This window comes from Acidobacteriota bacterium, assembly GCA_030949985.1.
Taxonomy (GTDB): domain Bacteria; phylum Acidobacteriota; class Polarisedimenticolia; order J045; family J045; genus JALTMS01.
Genome location: JAUZRX010000027.1, coordinates 67,680 through 82,789, shown reverse-complemented (window position 1 = coordinate 82,789; position 15,110 = coordinate 67,680). Strand labels below are relative to the sequence as shown.

The following is a 15,110-nucleotide window of genomic DNA, read 5'->3' as shown; positions in this document are numbered from 1 at the left end:
AGGGGATATGGCGGGCCAGGAGAGCAAGAGCCAGAAGACCGAAAAACCGACCGGTCGCAAGCTGCGCAAGGCGCTCGAGAAGGGCAACGTGGCCCGCAGCGAGGACGTGGGCCAGACCGTGAGCCTGGCGGTCTTCCTGCTCTGGGCCAGTTTCGGCGGCGGTATCTTCCTCACCGGCCTGCTGGCCAACACCCGCTCGGCGCTGATCGAGGTGGGTCGGGCCCACGGGCCCGCGGTACTGCTCGACCGGTGCCTGAACAGCATGGTCGTGGCTCTCTCCCTGCTCGCGCCGCTGCTCGGCGCCCTGGTGGTTTTCGCGATCCTGGGCCAGATCGCCCAGTCCGGATTCCACCCGAAGAAGAATCCCATCGAGTTCGACCTGAAGAAGATCAACCTGGTCGAGGGGATGAAGAAACTGGTCGACGTCAAGAAGCTCTTCGCGGCGGGTAAGGCTCTGGTCAAGCTGTTGCTCTACGGCCTGCTTGCCGCGATGGTCGTCATACCGGAGTGGACGAAGATCTCCGCCCTGGCCTTTTCCGCGCCTTCGGGGATCTTCGACCAGGCGGCGACCATCGTCGGTCGAATCCTGACGCGCGCGTTCCTGCTGGGCGCCGCGATCTCTGTCATCGACTACGCCTTCACCCGCTATCGCTGGTACCAGGATCTCTACATGACCAAGCAGGAGGTCAAGGACGAGCACAAGGAGAACGAGGGAGATCCGCAGATTCGTGGCCGCATTCGCGGTATGCAGCGTGAGGCTTCCCGCAAGCGGATGATGTCGGCGGTGAAGACGGCCGACGTGGTGGTTACCAATCCGACCCACGTGGCGGTAGCCCTGAAGTACGACAAGGGCGATTTCGCGGCGCCGGTGGTGGTGGCCAAGGGTATCAATGAGCTCGCCCGGCGGATCAAGGAAGAAGCGCGGCGCCACGGCGTGCCGATCGTCGAGGATCCGCCCCTGGCCCGGGCTCTCGAACGGCTCTGTCCGCTGGGCGCCGCCATTCCCGAGGAGCTCTACCGGGCCGTGGCGGAGGTCTTCGCCTACGTTCTCGGCCGCCATTCCGGCGTGTATCGGCCCCATACCGAGAAAGAACTCGAAACATCGGACAAGGGAGATAGGCGGTGACCGGCGCGACGAGTCAAACCATGGGCGGCTCTTCCCAAGCCCATCTCGTGCTGCCGCTGGCGGTGTTGGCGACTCTCGCCCTGATCGTGGTGCCGCTTCCCACGCCCCTGCTCGACTTGCTGGTCACCGTCAATTTCGCCGGCGCGATAGTGGTGCTGCTCACCGCGATGTACGTGCCCGGTCCGACGCAGTTCTCGGCCTTCCCCTCGATCTTGCTTCTCCTGACCCTCTACCGCCTGGCGCTGAACATCGCCTCGACGCGGCTGATCCTGCTGCGGGGTGATGTGGGCACCAGTGCGGCGGGCGCCGTGATCCAGGCATTCGGGCAGTTCGTGGTGGGCGGCTCTTTCGTCGTCGGCCTGGTGGTCTTCCTGGTGCTGCTGGTCGTACAGTTCGTGGTCATCGCCCACGGTTCGACCCGCATCTCGGAAGTCATCGCCCGCTTCACCCTCGATGCCATGCCGGGCAAGCAGATGGCCATCGACGCCGACCTGAGCGCCGGCCTGATCACCGAGAAGGAGGCCGTCAGTCGGCGTGAGGCGATTCAGAAGGAATCCGAGTTCTTCGGAGCCATGGATGGTGCGGTGCGCTTCACCCAGCGTGACGCCATCGCCTCGCTGATCATCACCCTGATCAACGTCGGTGCGGGACTGCTGATCGGCGTGCTGCAGAAAGGTCTGCCCCTCGGCGAGGCGGTGAAAACCTACTCGGTGCTGACCATCGGCGACGGGCTGGTCTCGGCGATTCCCGCGCTGCTGGTGGCGGTGGCCGGTGGCGTGATCACCACCCGCGCCGCCCAGGAGCAGTCGCTGGGCGAGGCCGTGATCTCCCAGATCCTGATGTCGACCCGGCCGCTGCGCATCGCCGGCGGGACCCTCCTCGCCCTGGCCCTGATTCCCGGCATGCCCAAGATGGCTTTCATCGTGCTGGGCTTCGTGGCCTTTGCCGCCGCCCGGGTCGGTGACCGCAGGCGCCAGGCGGAGGAGATCGCCGAGGAAGCGGCGGCGGCCGAACCCGCCCCCGAGACGGAGGAAGAGGTCGAGCCCTTGTTGACCATCGACCCGCTCTGTGTCGAGGTGGGTTACGACCTGATTGCCGCCGTCGGTGCGGACCGTTCCGGTGGCATTCTGGACAAGATCAAGGGACTGCGTCGGCAGGTCGCCACGGAAATGGGTTTCGTCTTGCCCGCGGTGCGTGTGCGGGACAACTTGCAGCTTCCCCCCGACCGCTACCAGATCCTGCTGCGGGGGGTGAAGATCGCCGAGGGCCGGATTCCCCGGGGCAAGCTCCTGGCTCTCGATGCCGGCGCCACCCGGCAGATCGAGGGCGAGAAGACCACCGACCCCGCCTTCGGCCTGCCGGCGGTGTGGATCTCGCCCGAGAAGGCGGACGAGGCGCGGGGTGCCGGGTACACCGTGGTGGATCCGCCGTCGGTACTTTCAACCCACCTGATGGAAGTCATCCAGCGCCACGCACCGGACCTTTTGGGTCGGGAGGATGTGGCGCACCTGGTGGAGACCCTGCAGAAGACCCATCCCAAGGCGGTGGCGGAGCTGATCCCCGAGCGGATGACCATCGGCGAACTGCAGCGCGTGCTCCAGGGCTTGCTGCGTGAACGGGTGTCGATCCGCGATCTGCCGCTGATCATCGAGACCCTGGCCGACCACGCGCCTTCCGTGCGCGATACCCAGGCCCTGGTCGAACACGCCCGGCGCGCCCTGGGGCGGACTCTCGCCGACAGCCTGAAAACACCCCAGGGCGTACTCCAGGCCGTGGCCCTGGCCCCGGAGTTGGAGGCCGAGCTGACCGAGGCGTTGGCCGGTGAGGACGGAACGACGCTCTCGCCGTCCCGCGCCCGCGAGCTGGTGCAGCGGGTGACCACGGCCGTGGCGGGAACCGGCGGCCAGGCCGCAGTCGTCACCTCCCCGACCCTGCGCCCCTACCTGGCGACGCTGTTGCGACCCCACATGCCCCACACCCCCGTTCTTTCGACCCTCGAGATTCCCGCCGACGTGACCCTGCGCGCGGCGGCAACGGTGGCCTGAGATGCTGGTGAAGAGATTTCGTGCCCGTTCTTGCGCCCTGGCCCTGGACCAGGTCAAGCAGGCCCTGGGAGAGGACGCTGCGATACTCGAGACCCGGCGCACCGCCGACGGCGTCGAAGTCCTGGCCGCCGCCGAGCGCCCCGGGGCGAGTCGGGTGTCCCCCGGCGCCGCCGCACCTTCGGTTCCGGCCGCTGTCGGCGGGCGTGTCGGATGGCTCGCGGAGTCCCTCGAAAACGAAGGCTACTCGGATTTCCTGGCCGAACGTATTGCTGCCGCGGCCCAGGCCAACCTGGACGAGCAGGTGCTCGAGGACCGTCGCCGGGTGCTGGGCTACGCCCGGGATCTGCTCGCCCTCTGGCTGAGTACGCCACGGGAGGAGACTCCGTCCGGTACCAGCCTGCGGGTTTTCGTCGGTCCCCCGGGCGTGGGCAAGACCAGCACCTGCGCGAAGCTGGCGGCGCGGCACCTGGCGGCTCGACGGAACGTGGTGCTGGTATCCGCCGACGATCGGCGCCTTGGGGGCGCCGAGCAGCTCGAGGGCTACGCCCGCGTCTTCGGTGTGCCGTTTCACCTCGCTCGCAGCGCCGACGATCTCGAAGCCATCAGGCGCCGGGCCGGCTCCGAGGGCGCGGTGATCGTCGACACGCCGGGCGTCAGCCGGGGTGACGGCGAGTTGCTGGATCACCTGGTGGGCCTCTTCAAAAGTGTCGCCAGGGAGGAAATCGAACTCCTGCTGGCGGCGGATCACGACCTGGCCAGCATGGCCGACACCTTGCAGCGCTTTCGCCCCCTGGCCCCGGGGACCGTGGGCGCCACCCGAACCGACGAAGCCGTCCGGCGCGGTCCGCTGGTCAGTGCCCTCGCACGGGCCCGCATGCCCCTCGCCCACCTGGGCTGCGGGCCGCGTATTCCCGACGACCTCGAACACGCCGACGTGAAGCGACTGGCAGCCTGGGCGTTGCCGATGCCCGAGGAGAGACAACGAGCATGACCCAAGAAAAGCAACCTCAGAATCCTGCTCAACAGGCCGGGAAGGACGCACGCCGAAGACTCACCGACCGCGCGGCTCGCACCCTGACGCTGGCGATCACCTCGGGAAAAGGTGGCGTGGGGAAGACTTCCGTAGTGGCGAATCTGGCCTTTGCGCTGGCTCGCAAGGGGCTGCGGGTCACTCTGCTCGACGCCGATCTCGGCCTGGCCAACCTGGACGTTCTGCTGGGCATGGTACCGAAGAAGACCATCGAGCACTTTTTCGCCGAGGGGCTGCCTCTCACCGAGATCGTCCAGCAGGGACCCCTGGGTGTGCGGATCATTCCCGCCGGATCGGGTCTGCCGGAGTTGACGGCCTTGTCGCCGGGTGATCTCTACCGCTTCGTCGACCAGCTTCGAGGTCTGCGCGAGGACTGCGACGTGTTGTTGATCGACACGGCGGCGGGAATCAGCGACCAGGTGACGCGGATGTTGCTGCTGGCCGATCGAGTGCTGTTGGTCACATGGCCCGAGCCCACGGCCCTGGTCGACGCCTATGCCTCGCTCAAGGTCGCACTGCGACATCGCCTGACCCGGGAAGTCGGCCTGGTGGTCAACGGCGCGCGCAGCGAGGAAGAAGCCCGGCGGGTACATCATCGTCTTGCCACGGCGGCGCAAAAGTTTCTCGGCCGGGTCGTGGATTTCGATGGATGGATCGCCCTGGACGAGGCCGTGGCCGAGGCGGCGCGGCGGCAGCGCGCGGTGGTGCTTTCGAATCCTTTCGCTCCGGCCAGCCGCTGTTTCGAGCGCCTGGCCGCGACGATCACGACACGAGTGGAAGGACGCATGAGAGGAGCCGTCGACGATGGCTGGAGGAGCGATGAAAGGCCTGCGCAGCTCATGCACTGAGGAAGGAAAGGCAGTGAACCACGAATCCCCCCTTGTCGATCCCAACGCCGAGTGGACCCCCCAGGCCCGCGTGGCGGGATCTCCCGAGCGGGAGAAGCTGCTGCTGGCCCATGCCCCACTGGTCAAGTACCTGGCTCACCGCATCGGGTCGCGATTGGCCGGTCCGGTGGATTTCGACGACCTGGTGGGAGATGGGCTGCTGGGGTTGATGGAAGCGGTCGACCGTTTCGACCCCGCGCACAACGTACGGTTCAAGACTTATGCGGAATCCCGCATTCGAGGAGCGATTCTCGATGGAGTGCGCGGACGAGACTGGGCTCCGAGGTCACTGCGGCGGGCGGCCCGCAAGCTCGAGCAGGCGATCACCGCGGTGGAGCGGCGGCAGCGAAGACCGGCCACCGACGAGGAGATCGCCGCGGAGCTGCAAATCAGCATCGAGGAGCTGCAAGACCTCTACATGCAGGCCCGTGGCGTGCGTCTCAGTGCCCTGCCCGGGGCCGAAGAGGAGGGCCGCGATCCTGCCGATCCGGGGCTCGACCCCCTCGGCTGCGTGGAAGAAAAGGAGAAAAAGGCCCTGCTCGTCGAGGAGGTGGAGAACCTGCCCGAGAGGGAGCGGCTGGTACTCAGCCTCTACTACGAAAAGGGACTGACCCTCAAGGAAATCGGCGAGGTGCTCTCGGTGACCGAGTCACGGGTGTGTCAGATCCACACCCGGGCGGTCTCCCGGCTTCGTGCCCGCGTCGGTGATCGGCTGACCCTGCCGGAGTGTGCCCCATGAACGCGAGTCTTCGAACAAGAATCCTGCGTGCGTCCCGGCGCAGTCGCAAGCTCCTGGCGCTGGCCCGCTGTGTGCGCCGCAGGGAAGAGGAAGCGAAGAAAGTTCCGAGCCCGCCCCGTTGCCTGTCGGAGAAGCTGCGGCAGTCTGCGTTGGAGTGTGAAACATGAGTCGTCTGCTCAGCCAGGATGAGGTGGATGCCCTCCTGTCCTCTTTCGACTCGGATGTCGAGCAACCGGCGCTGGAGGGAGAGACCCTCTACGACTTGCGGGCCCCGCTGGTGCTGGCCGGCGACCGGCTGGCCCTCGTGCAGGCGGCGTGTGAGAAGCTGGCCCATTGCCTGGCGGACGTCCTGAGCCTCTTGCTGATCGCGGACAAACCGGTCAAGGGAAGATTCACCGGTATTTCTCAGCAGCCGGCGACGACGGTGCTCGGAACCCTCGCTCCCGGTGAGCCGCTGGGGGTCTTGCTCGACACCCACGAGGAGCCGGTGGGCGGGATCACCCTCCAGCCGGAGTTGGCGCTTTCGATCCTCGATCGCGTGCAGGGTGGTGATGGAGCGGTGCCCCAGGGGGCCCGTTCGCTGTCCAACGTGGAAAAGCGGTTGCTCGAAGAGTCCATGCGCCGGATGGCGCGGCACCTCGATACCCAGACCGCCCTGTCGCCGATACATGGCGGCGGCCTGGACCGCGACCCGATCTTCGGTCGTTTGGCCACCCGCGGTGGCACCTTGGCGGCCGCGGAATTCCTGATGAGCACGCCCCACGGTGACGCGGCCTGTCGGCTGCTGCTGACCCCGGTGCTGATTCACCGCCTGGTGGCGGACCGCCGGCGGGGGGACCCCGGTCCTCCGCCCGAGGAACTGCAAGCCGCGCTGGTCCGGGTGCCGGTTCGCGTCGAGCCGGTGATCCACGGGGCCCGGGCGACGCTGGCGGATCTCCAGCGACTCGGTCCGGGCCAGGTGCTGCAACTGGATGTCCTCGAGCACGAGGGCCTGGCCCTGCGCTTCAACGGCGAACTGCTGGCTGAGGGAACCCTCAAGCGGCAGGGACGGGAGCGGATCTTCGAAGTGAGTGCATTGACGGGCGCGCCGGCGGCGCCGCCCCGGGAGAAGGCGAGCTGATGAACGACGAAACCAAGCATGACGCCACCAGCGAGGAAGGCTCGACCCGCGTGGTCGACCCGAACCCCGGATCCGAGACGGCCTCCCTGGAGGGCGAAGCCTACCGCCTGGGTGAGATCGCCAAGATCAGCATGCTCGACCGGCTGGAACTGCCCATCGAGGTCCGACTCGGGCGCCTGAACTGGGAACTGGAGAAGGTCCTGCAGGTGCGGGTCGGCGACGCCGTTCCGATCGGACCCGACGGAGACGACGTGGTCACGCTCTACGTGCAGGACCGTCCTTACGCGGTGGGTGACCTGGTGGTGGTCGACGGCAGGTTCGCCTTCCGCGTCAGGGAGCTGGTTTCCGACTCGATGTTGGAGGTGGTCTGACCATGCGTGATTTCCTGCTGCTGCAGTTGATTTTCAACGTCCTGATCCTGGTTTCGCTGATGGTTCTCGCACGGGGTGCGGCGCCCGCGCGCCGTCGTCGTCGCCCGGCGTCCGATGCGGCGGACCGTCCGCCGGCGGCCGCGCCGGCCCCCCCGGCCCCGGTGCCGTCTCCGGCGGATCATCTCTCGAAACTGATCGAGCGGACCGAGCGCGAGGAACTGGTGGCCGAAGCCGCGCTGCGCGAACGCCTTTCGCGCTTCCGAACCCGGGTGGCGGGGTAGGCCGTGCTGCCCGCGCTCAAGGTGGGCGGCCGGTACAGGGCCGTGGTGGAGCGCATCGTCTCCAGTCGCCGGATCCTGCTCCGGCTCGGGGGCGAACGGATCTCCGCCCGGGTCGCAGCCCCCGTGCGCGAAGGCGAGGTGGTCACGGTGGAGGTCGAACACCTGGTGCCGGAGGTCGTGCTGAGAATCCGGCGGAAAGAAGTTCCCGCCGGGGCGGAAAAAAGTGCCGCGGTCGGTGGCGCCCTCCGTTCTGGAGACGGCACGGCGGCCGGCGGTGAAACGGAACGAAACTTGCAACAAGCGGATTGACGAGAACAAGAGGATTGACGAGTTGGAGACGCCGTTCCGGCCGGTGACCGGCCGCGCGGAACGGGAAGCGAGGAGAGGATGTTCCCACAGCTCTACACAGGGGCTTCAGGGATGGTTGCCGCCGAGAAGAACCTCGAGGTGGTGACCCACAACCTGGCCAACGCCAAGACGCCGGCCTACACCCCCGAAAGGGCCCTATTCGCGGCCTACCTGGACCAACGGCTGGGTGACGCCTCCGCGGGAGGCCCCCTGCCGGCGGCCCGTTCGGTGGCCCTGGGCGGGAACTGGCGCATCGAGCGACCGGGCCCGATGCGGTCGACGGGCAACCCCCTCGATCTGGCATTGGAAGGGCCGGGGTGGTTCCGGGTGATGACTCCCGGCGGTGAGCGGCTGACCCGGGCGGGCAGCCTGACCCGCACAGCCGATGGAGCCCTGGCCACCATGCACGGCATGAGAGTCCTGGACGATCAGGGCCGGCCGATCACGCTGCCCGAAGGCGAGTTGCAGATCGGGGCTGACGGGACCTTGACGGTGAACGACGAGGTGGTGGCGCGCCTGGGCATCGCCTCGGCGCCCATGTCGACCCTCGAACGGGACGGCGACACCTTGTGGCGGCCCCTCGGGCCCGTCCGTCCCCTCGAGCCGGAGTCCGTGCGCGTGGTCCAGGGGTTCATCGAGGATTCCGGGGTCCAGCCCGCCACCGAGCTGATCTCGATGGTCGCCGCCCAGCGGATGTTCGAAATGCAGCAGCGGGTGGTTCAGGCCACCGCCAATACCGTGGCCCGCAAGGCCCTCGAACTCGGTGGGGTGAAGTAGCCCCGCCGCACACGCTCCAGGAGGTACGCGCATGGAAAGATCGCTCTGGACCGCCGCCGCCGGCATGGCCGCCCAGCAGACCAATATGGACGTGGTGGCCAACAACCTGGCCAACGTCAACACCACCGGCTTCAAGAGATCCCGGGCGGAATTCCAGGATCTGCTCTATCAGACGCTCAATGCCCCCGGCACCGCCTCGAGTGCGTCGACGAATCTGCCCACCGGGATCCAGGTCGGACTGGGTACCCGTACCGCGGCGATCAAGCGGATCTTCGAGCAGGGTACCTTCAAGCCCACGGACAATCCTCTCGACCTGGTCATCGAGGGGGCCGGGTTCTTCAAGGTCATTCGGCCCGATGGGACCCAGTCCTACACCCGGGACGGCTCCTTCTCGGTCGACGAGAACGGCAATGTGGTCAACTCCCTCGGCTATCAGCTCGATCCTCCCGTGACCATTCCGCAGGATGCCAAGAGCATCACCATCGGTCGCGATGGAACGGTGAGTGTGCGCCTGGCCGACGAGACGGTCAGCCAGGTCGGCAACATCGAACTGGCGAACTTCGTCAACCCCGCCGGGCTGCAGAGCGTGGGGAACAACCTTTTCGTCAGCACCGTGGCGAGCGGCGATCCGGTGCTGGGAACCCCCGGTCAGGATGGTTTGGGGGAGGTCAGCCAGGGGTTCCTCGAGACCTCCAACGTGAACATCGTCACCGAGTTGGTGGACATGATCTCGGCCCAGCGGGCCTACGAGCTCAACTCCCGCTCGATCCGGGCCGCCGACGACATGCTCAAGCAGCTCGCGCAACTCGTCCGGTGAGGCCGTGATGCGATACTGCGTGCCTCTGCTGCTGGCGTTGATGGGTCTGGGTGCTGCCACGGCGCAGCATGGAGAGCCCCGGCTTCGCGTGCGCGTGCGTCCCTTCGAGAAGGTTCCTGCCTACCAGGAAGTGCGGCTCGGGCAGGTGGCGGATCTGCAGGGCCCGTCGGCGGAGTCGGTGGCGGACCTGTCCCTGGGGCGCGCGCCGGGACCCGGTCGGCGGCGCGTGGTTTCCCGGGCGGCGATCAGCCGGATGCTCGGTGCCGCTGGATTGGACGGCGAGGCCGTCGTGGTGGAAGGCGCCGCTCAGCTACGGCTGATGGGCATCGGTCAGCGCCTCGATGTGGAGCGAGCCCGGCAGGTTCTCGAGCAGGCGCTGCGCGCGAGCTTGCCGGGGGGAGAAGTGGAAGTTCTCGACCTCCAGGCCCCGGCGTCCCTGCAACTGCCTCCGGGTGAGTACGAGATCCGTCCCGGCCCGCTGCCGCGGCAGCCCCACAGCGGTCGCCAGCGCCTGGTGGTGGAAGCCGTATTCGCCGACGGAACGCGCAAGCGCATCGGTTTGCAGGCGCGGGTCGCGGTTCGCGGGCCGATGGTGGTTGCCGCCCGGGATGTTCCCCGGGGCGAGCCTCTGCGCGCCATGGACCTGCGCCTCGAAACGCGGGAATACGTCAGCGGCGCGCCGGTGGTACGAGACCCGGAGAGGATCGTGGGCAAGGTGCTCCGCAGCCCCCTGCGCCGGAACCAGCCGGTGCGGGCCAACCTGGTCCAGGAGGCCCGGGCTGTCCAGTCGGGCCAGACCGTCACCGTCGTCTATCGTCGAGGTGGCGTGTTGCTCGAAATGGAAACTCGGGCCCGGGGATCGGGGGGGGTCGGCAGCATCGTTCCCGTGATCGCCCAGGATGGGCGTCGGACGATTCGCGCGCGTGTGATCGGTCCCGGCAGGGTCGCCCTGCTCGGTTCGGAGGAGGAAGAGCGGTGAGTGTGCATCGGTTGGCATGGACGTGGGCTTGGAGCCTGCTCCTGCTGGTTGCGGTCGCTTCCGGCTGCGCGTCTCGAAGCGAGGTGGTGGAGCCCACGAACTACGCCGGTGATCTGCCGGAGCTGGAGCTTCCGCTCCAGCCCCGGAGCCTCTCCGAGGGTTCACTCTACGTCGAAGGATCGGCGGCCGAACTGGTCGGGGATTTTCGCGCGCGGCACGTGGGGGACATCCTCACGGTGAGAATCACCGAAAGTTCGCTGGGCAGGAGCAGCGCGGACGCGGACATCAAGAAGGACTCGAAGACCAAGCTCGAGGTGCCCGTGCTCTTCGGCTGGGAAAATAAAGTCAAGGGCAAGATCGGACCCGATTTCGACCCTTCCCTCGCGCTGCAAGCCGGGACCTCCAAGGAATTCAAGGGCGAAGGGGCGACCTCCCGGGCCCAGACCCTGACCGCCAACCTGGCGGTGCGGGTGATGGCCGTGGGGACCGGGGGGCGGATGTTGATCGCCGGCACGAAGAAGATCACCGTCAACCGGGAAAACCAGACCATCGCCCTGGCGGGCATCGTGCGGCCGGCCGATGTGCGTTCCGACAACACGATCCAGTCTTCGGCCATTGCCGACCTGACCATCCACTACGGCGGAACCGGTGACCTGGCCGACGTCACCCGTCAGGGCTGGTTTCATCGGCTGCTGACGAAGATCTGGCCGCTGTGATACGACGGCCGGAGCGGGCCCCGCTGGGGGGGACCTGCGGGAAGGAGCGACAGCTCGTGAAGACCAGACATGGCAGTTCCGGCTCTCGATGTACGGGCCTGGTGCCGGTGACTTTCGTCCTGGCTCTCGGTACAGCCCTCGCCGCGGGCACCGCCGTCACGCCGCCCGGCCCTCCACTGAAGGTCGAGCGGGTGGCGCCGACGTCGGACCGCTCCTCTCAGCGGGGCATGGTGCGCTTGAGAGACGTGGTGGACGTCCGCGGCGTGCGCGACAACCAGCTCGTCGGTTACGGGCTGGTCGTCGGCCTGGCGGGTACGGGAGACGGGACCCAGGCCAAGTTCACCATCCAGAGCCTGGCCAACGCGCTCCAACGCATGGGGGTCGTGGTCCCCCCTTCCTCGATCCGCGTGCGAAACGCGGCGGCGGTGATGGTCACCGCTGATCTTCCCGCCTTCGCGCGTCCGGGCAGTCGGCTCGATGTCACGGTGTCTTCCATCGGTGATGCCAAATCGCTCACCGGCGGGACCCTGCTGATGACCCCCCTCAAGGGGCCGGACGGGCGGGTGTACGCCCTGGCCCAGGGTCCGATCTCCCTTGGTGGAGCCTTTGCGGCGTCCGGGGGGGGCGGCAGCGTTCAGAAGAACCATCCGACCACCGGCCTGATTCCCTCCGGGGCCCTCGTGGAGCGCACGGCGGGCATCGACCTGGCGGGCCGGGACAGCTTCGAGTTGCAGCTTCGTTCCCCGGACTTCGAGACGGCCTTTCGCATCGAGAAGGCTCTCAACCAGGCCTTCGACGACTCGACCGCCCACGCCATCGATGCGGGGACGGTGAAGGTGATGATCCCCGATTTCCTGCGGGACAAGCCGGTGGAGTTCCTGGCCCATACCCTCGAGATCGGCGTCAGGCCGGATGTGCCCGCCCGGGTGGTGCTCAACGAACGGACCGGCACCGTGGTGCTCGGCGGCAACGTGATGATCTCCCAGGTGTCGGTGACCCATGGCAACCTGACCATCGCCGTGACTGAGCGCTACGGCGTCTCCCAGCCGGGACCCTTCTCCCAGGGCGGTGAGACCGTCGTCGTGCCCGAGGGGGAGGTGGTGGTGGACGAGGAGCCGGCCCAGCACCTGGATCTCGGGCCGGGGACCAGCGTGGAAGAGCTGGTCAAGTCACTCAAGAAGGTGGGGGTGACGCCGCGGGACATGATCGCCATCTTCCAGGCGATTCGCGCTGCGGGCGCACTCCACGCAGAACTGGTGGTGATCTGATGGATGGCGGCAACGAGGCGATCCGTAAGGCGGCCCGTGGGCTCGAGGCCGGGCTCCTGCGCCAGATGCTGCGAGCCATGGAAAAGGCCCAACTCGAGGACGGTCTCTTCGGCGGAGGAGCCGAGGGGAAGACCCGAGCGGCGGCCTTCGAGCTGATGCTCTCGGAGATGCTCGCCGAACGCGAGCCCCTGGGACTGGCCGAGCAGATCGCCGAGCAACTCGAGCGCGAGGAGGGGGGGGCTGCGGCCCTCGGCTCTCTACGAGACCCTTCTCCGGGTTGGTCCGATATTTTTCGGTGGGGGGCTCAAGAAACCCCGGAATCGGCCGATGAGTATGGCGGGTAGCCCCGTGGTAGCGCCCGTGGTAGCGAATGTGCGACAAAATACGGCCAAGGAGGAACAGTGATGAAGGTCAGTGGATCCGATCCCCTCAGCCGGCTTCGAGATCTGCTGCGGAAGATCGACGAGTCGGATCGCGCCCAGCGTAGCGACGATCGGTCGAGCCAGCGAAGCCCCGATCCCTCCGAGGTGACCCCCTCCGGCGATTCGGTGGATCTCTCCGCCCGGGCCAGGGAATTGCGCAGCCTGCGTGAGGCGGTGGAGTCCTCTCCGGAAAGTCGCCGCGACCTCGTCGAGCAACTTCGGGCGGAGATCGCCAGCGGACGTTACCGCATCGATGGCACCCGCATCGTCGAGGGCCTGCTTGCGGAAACGGACGAACTCGACCAGTGAGATCCGGGGCGACATCGGCGGTCGGGCGGCAGGACCCGGCGCAATCCCTCGCCGCCATTCTCGATGGTGAGCGAGAGGTGTTCGACGGCCTCGCCGAACTGGCCCAGGCGTTCCGCGCGGCTCTGACCGATGCCGACGCCCAGCGCCTCGACCGTCTGGCCGACCGGGCGCAGACCCTGGCGACCCAGTTCGAAATGCTCGAGGTGGAGCGCAACCGTCTCGAAGTCCAGGGTATCGAGGAGACGCGGGAGGTGAGCCGGGCGCGGGAGGCCTTCGCTCTCTCCTTGCAGCGTCTGTTGCGTGAAGGTGCTGTCGGCGGCGCGATTCTCGATCGTCTCGCTGACACGGCGGAGGCTCGCCGGGCCGCCGTGGCCGGTCTTTTCGGAAGCGCCTACCTGGCGGACGGGCGCTCGGCGCCCTGGAGGATCCAGGGTGCCGGACTCTCGAGGGAGGGCTGAAGATGGGAGTTTTCGACCAGTACTCCATCGGCACGAGTGCCATGCGGGCTTTCCGCCTGGGCATGAATATCGCCGGCTACAACGTGGCGAACGCCAACACACCCGGCTTTTCCCGGCGACGGGTGGAACTGGGCACCATGGCGACCATTGCCGTGCCTGGCGGCTATGCGGGCATGGGCGTCGACGTGGAGTCCTTGCACCGGATCCGGGATCCGTTCCTCGACTTCGCCGTGCGGCGGGAGAGCACGCGCTTCGGATTCGACAGCAGTCGGGCGGAGGTCCTCGGTGGCCTGGAGCCCGCCCTGGGCGAGGTGGACAGTGCCGCACTACGGGCTTCGATCTCCTCGTTCTTCGATTCCCTCGAGAACCTGGCGATCCAGCCCGACGACTCCGCGATTCGACAAGACGTCGTCTCGGCGGCGTCTTACATGGCGTCGACGATTCGGCAGGTCGATGGTTTCATCGGTGAGTCCCGCCGGAATGCCGATGACAAGGCCGTAGAGCAGGTCGATCGGATCAACGAGGTCCTCAGCCGCCTCTCCCGCCTCAACCTCGAGGTGACGGGGCTCGAAGCCGGGGGGCAGGAGGCCTCCGACGTTCGGGACCAGCGCGATCGGCTGCTTGACGAGTTGTCGCAGATGATCCCGGTGCGCGCCGTGGAGCAGGACAACGGCCAGGTCAGCGTCTTCCTCGAAGGCAGCGGAGACACGCTGCTGGCGGGCACGTCGGCCCACCCTCTCGAGATCGGTCGTGATGCGGACGGCCTGGCGCGTATCCTCGTCGACCGTTCCGGGGAACGGGTGGACTTGACGGATACGCTCCGGGGAGGGGCCCTCGGGGGCTATCTCGCGGCCCGCGACGAGCACCTGACGAGCTACCGCGAGCAACTCGATCTTCTCGCGGCGACCCTGATCGAGGAGTTCAACGCCGTTCACCGGGGTGCTTATGACCAGGCGGGCGACACCGGTCGCAACCTCTTCGAGCCGGATCCCCCCGGCGACAACGCTGCTGCGGCGATCCGGGTCAATGCCGAGATCCTCGACGATCCCACCAAGTTGGGGACGGCGGATGCTGCGGGAGAGCCGGGGAACAACGTGGCGGTGCTGGCGATGCTCGACCTTCGAACAGCCGGTATCTCGGGTCTGAGCGGCCTGACTTTCACCGGTTACGCCGCGGATGTGATCGCCAACGTGGGACGTGACCTGGCCGCGGCGGATGCCGCAACGGAGGCCAGCGAGGTGATCGTCGGGTCTCTCGAACTCAAGCGCCAGAGCGTGTCCGCCGTCAGCCTCGACGAGGAGGCGGCCAACCTGGCCCGGTGGCAGCAGTCCTTCGAGGCTGCCGCCCGTTTCCTGCAGACCGTCAATCGGGTCACCGAGACGGCGCTCAACCTGATACCCGGCTAGAGGGAGGCGCT

The 15,110-nt window shown here is 67.5% G+C and carries 18 protein-coding genes; all 18 read left to right on the top strand.

From position 1 onward, the window contains the following. The first annotated feature begins 7 nt into the window (after positions 1 to 7). A complete protein-coding gene (locus tag Q9Q40_08610) occupies positions 8 to 1,126 on the top strand; it encodes an EscU/YscU/HrcU family type III secretion system export apparatus switch protein (GenBank protein MDQ7007280.1) in 1,119 nt (372 codons plus the stop codon). After that, a complete protein-coding gene (gene flhA / locus Q9Q40_08605) occupies positions 1,123 to 3,171 on the top strand; it encodes a flagellar biosynthesis protein FlhA (GenBank protein MDQ7007279.1) in 2,049 nt (682 codons plus the stop codon). The genes Q9Q40_08610 and flhA overlap by 4 nt, the downstream gene beginning before the upstream one ends. A 7-nt stretch (positions 3,172 to 3,178) precedes the next feature. Continuing rightward, positions 3,179 to 4,162 (top strand): hypothetical protein, encoded by a 984-nt coding sequence (locus Q9Q40_08600; GenBank protein ID MDQ7007278.1) that lies wholly within the window; start codon positions 3,179 to 3,181, stop codon positions 4,160 to 4,162. Continuing rightward, the gene (locus Q9Q40_08595; GenBank protein ID MDQ7007277.1) at positions 4,159 to 5,049 is read left to right on the top strand and encodes a MinD/ParA family protein; all 891 of its coding nucleotides are present in this window, start codon (positions 4,159 to 4,161) and stop codon (positions 5,047 to 5,049) included. The genes Q9Q40_08600 and Q9Q40_08595 overlap by 4 nt, the downstream gene beginning before the upstream one ends. A gap of 13 nt (positions 5,050 to 5,062) precedes the next feature. Continuing rightward, positions 5,063 to 5,827 (top strand): FliA/WhiG family RNA polymerase sigma factor, encoded by a 765-nt coding sequence (locus tag Q9Q40_08590; GenBank protein ID MDQ7007276.1) that lies wholly within the window; start codon positions 5,063 to 5,065, stop codon positions 5,825 to 5,827. 163 nt (positions 5,828 to 5,990) lie between these two features. After that, the gene (locus tag Q9Q40_08585) at positions 5,991 to 6,947 is read left to right on the top strand and encodes a FliM/FliN family flagellar motor switch protein (GenBank protein ID MDQ7007275.1); all 957 of its coding nucleotides are present in this window, start codon (positions 5,991 to 5,993) and stop codon (positions 6,945 to 6,947) included. After that, a complete protein-coding gene (locus Q9Q40_08580) occupies positions 6,947 to 7,318 on the top strand; it encodes a FliM/FliN family flagellar motor C-terminal domain-containing protein (protein ID MDQ7007274.1) in 372 nt (123 codons plus the stop codon). Before Q9Q40_08585 ends, Q9Q40_08580 begins: the two co-directional genes overlap by 1 nt. Before the next feature lie 2 nt (positions 7,319 to 7,320). Then, positions 7,321 to 7,599: a hypothetical protein gene (locus Q9Q40_08575; GenBank protein MDQ7007273.1), complete on the top strand. Its 279-nt coding sequence runs from the start codon at positions 7,321 to 7,323 to the stop codon at positions 7,597 to 7,599. 3 nt (positions 7,600 to 7,602) lie between these two features. Continuing rightward, complete coding sequence (locus tag Q9Q40_08570) at positions 7,603 to 7,908, top strand: hypothetical protein (GenBank protein ID MDQ7007272.1); 306 nt, start codon at positions 7,603 to 7,605, stop codon at positions 7,906 to 7,908. 78 nt (positions 7,909 to 7,986) lie between these two features. Further along, positions 7,987 to 8,724 (top strand): flagellar hook basal-body protein, encoded by a 738-nt coding sequence (locus Q9Q40_08565; GenBank protein ID MDQ7007271.1) that lies wholly within the window; start codon positions 7,987 to 7,989, stop codon positions 8,722 to 8,724. A 31-nt stretch (positions 8,725 to 8,755) separates the two neighbouring features. Continuing rightward, positions 8,756 to 9,541: a flagellar basal-body rod protein FlgG gene (gene flgG, locus Q9Q40_08560; protein ID MDQ7007270.1), complete on the top strand. Its 786-nt coding sequence runs from the start codon at positions 8,756 to 8,758 to the stop codon at positions 9,539 to 9,541. Between the two features lie 7 nt (positions 9,542 to 9,548). Further along, entirely contained in the window at positions 9,549 to 10,520 is a 972-nt protein-coding gene (flgA, locus tag Q9Q40_08555; protein ID MDQ7007269.1) for a flagellar basal body P-ring formation chaperone FlgA, read from the top strand. Beyond that, on the top strand, positions 10,517 to 11,236 hold the full coding sequence (locus Q9Q40_08550) for a flagellar basal body L-ring protein FlgH (protein MDQ7007268.1): 720 nt from the start codon (positions 10,517 to 10,519) through the stop codon (positions 11,234 to 11,236). Before flgA ends, Q9Q40_08550 begins: the two co-directional genes overlap by 4 nt. Positions 11,237 to 11,292: 56 nt before the next feature. After that, on the top strand, positions 11,293 to 12,504 hold the full coding sequence (locus tag Q9Q40_08545; GenBank protein ID MDQ7007267.1) for a flagellar basal body P-ring protein FlgI: 1,212 nt from the start codon (positions 11,293 to 11,295) through the stop codon (positions 12,502 to 12,504). Beyond that, entirely contained in the window at positions 12,504 to 12,848 is a 345-nt protein-coding gene (locus Q9Q40_08540; GenBank protein MDQ7007266.1) for a hypothetical protein, read from the top strand. The genes Q9Q40_08545 and Q9Q40_08540 overlap by 1 nt, the downstream gene beginning before the upstream one ends. Positions 12,849 to 12,908: 60 nt before the next feature. Continuing rightward, positions 12,909 to 13,235, top strand: coding sequence for a flagellar biosynthesis anti-sigma factor FlgM (gene flgM, locus Q9Q40_08535; GenBank protein ID MDQ7007265.1), 327 nt, complete (start codon positions 12,909 to 12,911; stop codon positions 13,233 to 13,235). Continuing rightward, positions 13,232 to 13,693, top strand: a complete 462-nt coding sequence (locus Q9Q40_08530) for a hypothetical protein (protein MDQ7007264.1) — start codon at positions 13,232 to 13,234, stop codon at positions 13,691 to 13,693. The genes flgM and Q9Q40_08530 overlap by 4 nt, the downstream gene beginning before the upstream one ends. Positions 13,694 to 13,695: 2 nt before the next feature. Continuing rightward, positions 13,696 to 15,099: a flagellar hook-associated protein FlgK gene (gene flgK, locus Q9Q40_08525; protein MDQ7007263.1), complete on the top strand. Its 1,404-nt coding sequence runs from the start codon at positions 13,696 to 13,698 to the stop codon at positions 15,097 to 15,099. Positions 15,100 to 15,110: the final 11 nt, after the last annotated feature.

Excerpts from the sequence above, each read along its gene's own strand:
- Q9Q40_08610 (MDQ7007280.1), top strand. The coding sequence starts at position 8 with ATGGCGGGCCAGGAGAGCAAGAGCCAGAAGACCGAAAAACCGACCGGT.
- Q9Q40_08595 (MDQ7007277.1), top strand. The coding sequence starts at position 4,159 with ATGACCCAAGAAAAGCAACCTCAGAATCCTGCTCAACAGGCCGGGAAG.
- Q9Q40_08585 (MDQ7007275.1), top strand. The coding sequence starts at position 5,991 with ATGAGTCGTCTGCTCAGCCAGGATGAGGTGGATGCCCTCCTGTCCTCT.
- Q9Q40_08580 (MDQ7007274.1), top strand. The coding sequence starts at position 6,947 with ATGAACGACGAAACCAAGCATGACGCCACCAGCGAGGAAGGCTCGACC.
- Q9Q40_08575 (MDQ7007273.1), top strand. The coding sequence starts at position 7,321 with ATGCGTGATTTCCTGCTGCTGCAGTTGATTTTCAACGTCCTGATCCTG.
- Q9Q40_08565 (MDQ7007271.1), top strand. The coding sequence starts at position 7,987 with ATGTTCCCACAGCTCTACACAGGGGCTTCAGGGATGGTTGCCGCCGAG.
- flgG (MDQ7007270.1), top strand. The coding sequence starts at position 8,756 with ATGGAAAGATCGCTCTGGACCGCCGCCGCCGGCATGGCCGCCCAGCAG.
- flgA (MDQ7007269.1), top strand. The coding sequence starts at position 9,549 with ATGCGATACTGCGTGCCTCTGCTGCTGGCGTTGATGGGTCTGGGTGCT.
- Q9Q40_08540 (MDQ7007266.1), top strand. The coding sequence starts at position 12,504 with ATGGATGGCGGCAACGAGGCGATCCGTAAGGCGGCCCGTGGGCTCGAG.
- flgM (MDQ7007265.1), top strand. The coding sequence starts at position 12,909 with ATGAAGGTCAGTGGATCCGATCCCCTCAGCCGGCTTCGAGATCTGCTG.
- flgK (MDQ7007263.1), top strand. The coding sequence starts at position 13,696 with ATGGGAGTTTTCGACCAGTACTCCATCGGCACGAGTGCCATGCGGGCT.